Source organism: Ectobacillus sp., assembly GCF_056992975.1.
The window spans coordinates 1-5,241 of sequence record NZ_JBXKMX010000093.1 but is presented as its reverse complement, the minus strand read 5'-3'; the positions used below and the strand labels follow the sequence as shown (position 1 = coordinate 5,241).

The 5,241-nt window shown below is 40.9% G+C and carries 5 protein-coding genes and 1 other annotated feature; of the genes, 1 reads left to right on the top strand and 4 read right to left on the bottom strand.

Features of this window, described 5'->3' with window-relative positions:
• The 3 genes from pheT to AC11ZT_RS04600 all read right to left on the bottom strand — a co-directional run.
• On the bottom strand, positions 1-1,588 hold a 1,588-nt coding region (pheT, locus tag AC11ZT_RS04610; protein WP_484058480.1), incomplete at its 3' end, for a phenylalanine--tRNA ligase subunit beta.
• 13 nt (positions 1,589-1,601) lie between these two features.
• The gene (pheS, locus tag AC11ZT_RS04605; protein ID WP_484058479.1) at positions 1,602-2,639 is read right to left on the bottom strand and encodes a phenylalanine--tRNA ligase subunit alpha; all 1,038 of its coding nucleotides are present in this window, start codon (positions 2,637-2,639) and stop codon (positions 1,602-1,604) included.
• 112 nt (positions 2,640-2,751) lie between these two features.
• Positions 2,752-2,975, bottom strand: a binding site (T-box leader).
• Positions 2,976-3,009: 34 nt separating this feature from the next.
• Positions 3,010-3,774, bottom strand: coding sequence for a TrmH family RNA methyltransferase (locus tag AC11ZT_RS04600; RefSeq protein WP_484058478.1), 765 nt, complete (start codon positions 3,772-3,774; stop codon positions 3,010-3,012).
• Between the two features lie 107 nt (positions 3,775-3,881).
• On the opposite strand from AC11ZT_RS04600, the gene sspI reads away from it, so the two are divergent.
• Positions 3,882-4,094, top strand: a complete 213-nt coding sequence (gene sspI, locus AC11ZT_RS04595) for a small acid-soluble spore protein SspI (protein ID WP_484058477.1) — start codon at positions 3,882-3,884, stop codon at positions 4,092-4,094.
• 47 nt (positions 4,095-4,141) lie between these two features.
• Here the strand turns inward: sspI and AC11ZT_RS04590 are convergent, their stop codons facing one another.
• Positions 4,142-5,221 (bottom strand): M42 family metallopeptidase, encoded by a 1,080-nt coding sequence (locus AC11ZT_RS04590; protein ID WP_484058476.1) that lies wholly within the window; start codon positions 5,219-5,221, stop codon positions 4,142-4,144.
• Positions 5,222-5,241: the final 20 nt, after the last annotated feature.

Here is a 5,241-nt window from a genome sequence, read left to right as displayed (position 1 = left end):
TTGCTCGTTCTTCATTTGTTAGCGAATACGTAATCGCTTCATAAAGACCCGTACTTTCTAGGAAACGACGAACTTTGCGGCGTTTCGCTTGCGATTCACTTAATTTTCCGCGAGTAGTCTCTGCAACTGGAAGCGTTGATGGGATGTGATCATACCCATATAGACGGCCTACTTCTTCGATTAAATCTTCCGCTATTGTAATATCCGGTCTTCTTGTTGGTACAGTTACATGAAAAACTTCGCCTTCTTGCGTGAAGGTAAATTGTAGGTTTGTAAATATAGTTGCTACCTCTTTGGCAGTAATTTCAGTTCCAAGAACACTGTTTATTTTTTCCGTTGTAACAGAAACGATTGTATCTGTAATTTGTAAGTGATTTGCTTCTACTAGGCCTTCTAGCACTTTACCATCTGCGTATTTTGCCATTAATGCAGCTGCCATTTTTCCAGCTTCTATGGTACGAAGAGGATCGATGCCCTTTTCAAAGCGTGCACTTGCTTCGCTACGTAACCCTAAATCCTTAGATGCTTTTCGTACCGTTTGTCCGGCAAAATAAGCAGACTCAATTAGTACGTTTACGGTGTTTGCATCTACTTCACTGTTTGCACCGCCCATTACACCGGCAACCGCAACCGCTTTTTCACCATTTGTAATAAGAAGATGTTCACGGTGTAACGTACGTTCTACATCGTCTAAAGTCGTCATCTTTTCCCCTTCATCTGCAAGACGAACAACGATTTCTTTCGAACCTAACTTATCATAGTCAAATGCATGAAGAGGCTGACCATATTCCATCAAAATGTAATTTGTAATATCTACTACATTGTTGATAGGACGAACGCCCGCTGCCATAAGCCGTGTTTGCATCCAAATGGGAGAAGGACCAATTTTCACATTTTTCACCATTTTTGCTGTGTATAACGGGCTGTCCTCTGGTGCTAGAACGGAAATAGAAATATAATCGGATGTTTTCTCTGGCTGTTCTTCTAATTCGGTGGTAGGTAGCTTCACATTACTTCCTAATATAGCTGCTACTTCATAGGCAACCCCGATCATATTTAAGCAATCAGCGCGGTTTGGTGTTAGACCAAGCTCTAGAATTTCATCATTTAATCCTAGAAGTTCTATTGCATCTGCTCCGATTTCTACATCGCTTGGAAAAACAAAAATTCCATCGCTATATTCCTTCGGTACGAGCTTAGCGTCAACGCCAAGTTCTTGAAGGGAGCAAATCATACCTTGAGAAAGCTCTCCGCGAAGCTTTGCTTTTTTAATTTTTACACCACCAGGAAGTCTAGCTCCAATTTTCGCAACGGCAACTTTTTGTCCTGCTGCTACATTCGGTGCACCACAAATGATTTGTACCGGTTCTTCCTCGCCGATATCCACAAGGCATTTATTAAGCTTATCTGCTTCTGGATGTTTTTCTCGTTCCAACACATAGCCAACGACTACGTTTTGTACCCCTTTATTTCGTACTTCCACACCTTCTACTTCAATACCGCTTTTCGTAATTTTATCAGCTAACTCTTGTGCAGTGACGCCGTCCAAATTCACATATTCTTGTAACCATCGGTATGATACGAACATGCTTCATCCCTCCTTAAGCTCGTTTAAATTGTTGTAAGAAACGCAAATCATTTGTATAGAAATGACGAATATCATCAATACCATATTTCAACATGGCAATCCGTTCTGGTCCCATACCAAATGCAAAACCTTGGTACTCGGCCGGATCATATCCGCCCATGCGAAGTACATTTGGATGAACCATACCTGCTCCTAGAATTTCAATCCAGCCTGTTCCTTTACACGTACCGCAACCATGACCACCGCACATCATACACGAAATGTCCATTTCTACAGAAGGCTCTGTGAATGGGAAAAAGCTTGGGCGCAAACGAATTTCGCGGTCATCCCCAAACATTTTCTTTGCAAATACTTCGAGCGTTCCCTTTAGATCACTCATACGAATGTTTTTATCAATAACAAGCCCTTCAATTTGCATGAACTGATGGGAATGGGTCGCATCATCGTCATCACGGCGATACACTTTACCAGGACAAATAATTTTGATAGGACCTTTTCCATTATGCTTGACCATCGTTCTCGCTTGCACGGGAGATGTGTGCGTACGAAGTAATATTTTTTCATCTGAAATGTAGAAAGAATCCTGCATATCACGAGCGGGATGGCTTTTCGGAAGATTTAATGCTTCAAAGTTGAAGTAATCTTCTTCCACTTCCGGTCCCTCAGCAATTTCATAGCCCATTCCGATAAATAAATCTTCAATTTCTTCAATCACTGCTGTTAATGGATGGTGAGAACCAACAGCAACCTTGCGACCTGGCAATGTTACGTCGATTGTTTCAAGAGCTAAACGTTGCTTCGTAGCTGCTTTTTCAAGCTCATCTAGCTTCTCATCTAAGTGTTTTTGAATGGTTTCACGAACGTCATTAACAAGTGCTCCCATACGTGGTCTTTCTTCTTGCGATAGTTTTCCCATCCCGCGAAGCACTTCTGTAATCGGTCCTTTTTTCCCTAGGAACGCAACACGTACTTCATTTAATTCTTTCAAAATAGTAGAAGACGAAATTCTTGCAAGTGCTTCCTGTTCGAGTTGCTTTAAACGATCCTCCATATAGTAAACCTCCTTAAAATGTTTCCCTAGCGGAATATGTTCGGGTTGTTTGTCTATTGCTTCCTTTTTTAGCCGAACAAAAAAATGACATATAAAAAAGCCTCATCCTTCGAAAAGGGACGAGGCTTAATCGCGGTACCACCCAATTTAACAGCACAAGCGCTGTTCACTTCATTTCCATAACGGTCTAACCGGTACGCCTTTACACAATCCGTGGTCCCGGCGCCTACTCTAGAGGTGAATTCACATGTATCTACCATAAAAATGCTTACAGTCATCGGCATTTTCTCCCTGTATGGCGAGAAACAAGCTACTGCTCTCTTTCATCGTATTTAAAGATTCAGTTTGTTCTATTATAGAAAGTTTTTCTTTACTTGGCAACCTGGCTTTGTAAATAGTATGTCAAAATTCCAGCCGCAACCGCGACATTTAACGACTCTGCGCTGCCTAGTATAGGGATATATAAATTTTTATCACATCGATCTAATATCTCTTTCCTTACGCCATTTCCTTCATTACCAAGAACGAGAGCAAAGTTTGTAGTTGGCTGTACTTCCGTATATGCGACTGCACCGTGCAGTGCCGTTCCATATACAGGTATATGATGTTTCTGCATAAGTTCCGTCATTTCTTCTAATTCTCCCTTTATAATCGGAAGATGAAAAATAGATCCTTGTGTAGAACGAAGTACCTTACTATTGTATACATCTACGGTTCCTTCTCCTACGATGACTGCATCCATGCCAGCAGCATCTGCCGTTCTAATAATCGTTCCAAGGTTTCCTGGATCCTGAATTCCATCTAATAGAAGATATTTTCCTTGCGTGAAGCTCGTCTTTAATTCTTGCTTTTCACAGATGGCTACAATTCCTTGCGGCGTTTCTGTTTCACACATCGTTTTCATAACTGACTCTGAAACCATATACAATTCAATATTACTTACATCCCACTTTGATGGCACATCAATATTGTCTTGTAGAATAAGCTCTCGGACGATTCCTTTTGCTCGTAAGGCCTCTTCGACAAGATGGAATCCCTCTATTATAAATAACCCCGATTTATCGCGTTCCTTTTTCGTATGTAACTTTCTCCATTGCTTAACCCGTACATTTTGCTGTGAATCGATTTTTTTCATATAACGTCCCTCTCTTCTCGATTCATTATTATAGCCGATTTTCATACATAATTACACGAAAACATCAAAAACTAACATTATCTTATTCTGTAAAGAGGTGATATAAATTGAATTTTAATTTACGGGGTGCTGTAATTGCAAATGTAGCGCAAAACTCACAGCCAGAATTAGAAGCAACGATCTTAGATGCTATTCAAAGCGGAGAAGAGAAAATGCTTCCTGGGCTAGGTGTGCTGTTCGAAATTATATGGCAACACGCCAATGAACAAGAAAAAAAAGAAATGCTTACCACCTTACAAAACGGCTTGCAACAGCACTAACAATCTATATACAAAAACGAGAGCGATGCATCGCTCTCGTTTTTGTATTAATCAAATGTAAGTTCATTCACTTTACTACGGTCTAGTCGTTTAATAACTTCTACAAGCAATTCCACCGCATGTTCAAAATCATCACGGTGAAGCATAGCTGCATGAGAATGAATATAACGCGTTGCAATGGTAATTGCTAAAGCGGGCACACCTTGCAAGGATACATGAATGGATCCCGCATCTGTTCCCCCGCCTGGTACGTAATCGTATTGATAAGGAATACCCTTTTCATCCGCAACATCCACTACAAAGTCACGTAGCCCTTTATGCGCTACAATCGATGCATCGTATAAGATAATTTGTGGTCCTTTTCCCATTTTACTAAGTGCTACTTTATCCGAAATTCCCGGTGTATCTCCAGCAATTCCAACATCAACGGCAAATCCGATATCAGGCTGCACGAAATGGGTTGCTGTTTTAGCACCGCGAAGACCGACTTCTTCCTGTACGGTTCCAACACCATATACAACGTTAGGATGTTTCTCATTATGTAGTCTCTTTAAGACTTCAATCGCAATGGCACAACCAATTCTATTATCCCACGCTTTTGCTAGCATCATTTTTTCGTTTTTCATCAATTGGAATTCAAAGTAAGGAACGACTTGATCTCCCGGACATACGCCCCATTCCAATGCTTCCTCTTTGCTTGATGCACCAATATCGATAAACATATCTTTAATTTCAACCGGTTTTTTTCGAGCTTCAGCCGGCAGAATATGAGGTGGCTTAGAGCCCATAACCCCTGTAATATCGCCTTTATTTGTAACAATTGTTACGCGTTGTGCAAGCATAACCTGTGACCACCAACCGCCTACCGTTTGAAAGCGAAGAAAGCCTTTCTCATCGATCTTAGTAATCATAAAGCCTACTTCATCTAGATGCCCTGCAACCATAATACTCGGTCCGGTTACATCTCCAACTTGTTTAGCCACTAAGCTGCCTAAATTATCATAAGTAATCTCGTCTGCATAAGGAGCTATATATCTTTTCATCACTTCACGAGGCTCACGTTCATTCCCAGCGATTCCTTTTGCATCTGTTAAATCCTTTAGCATCTTTATCGTATCATCCTGCATTTGTATCCCTCCTTCTTATA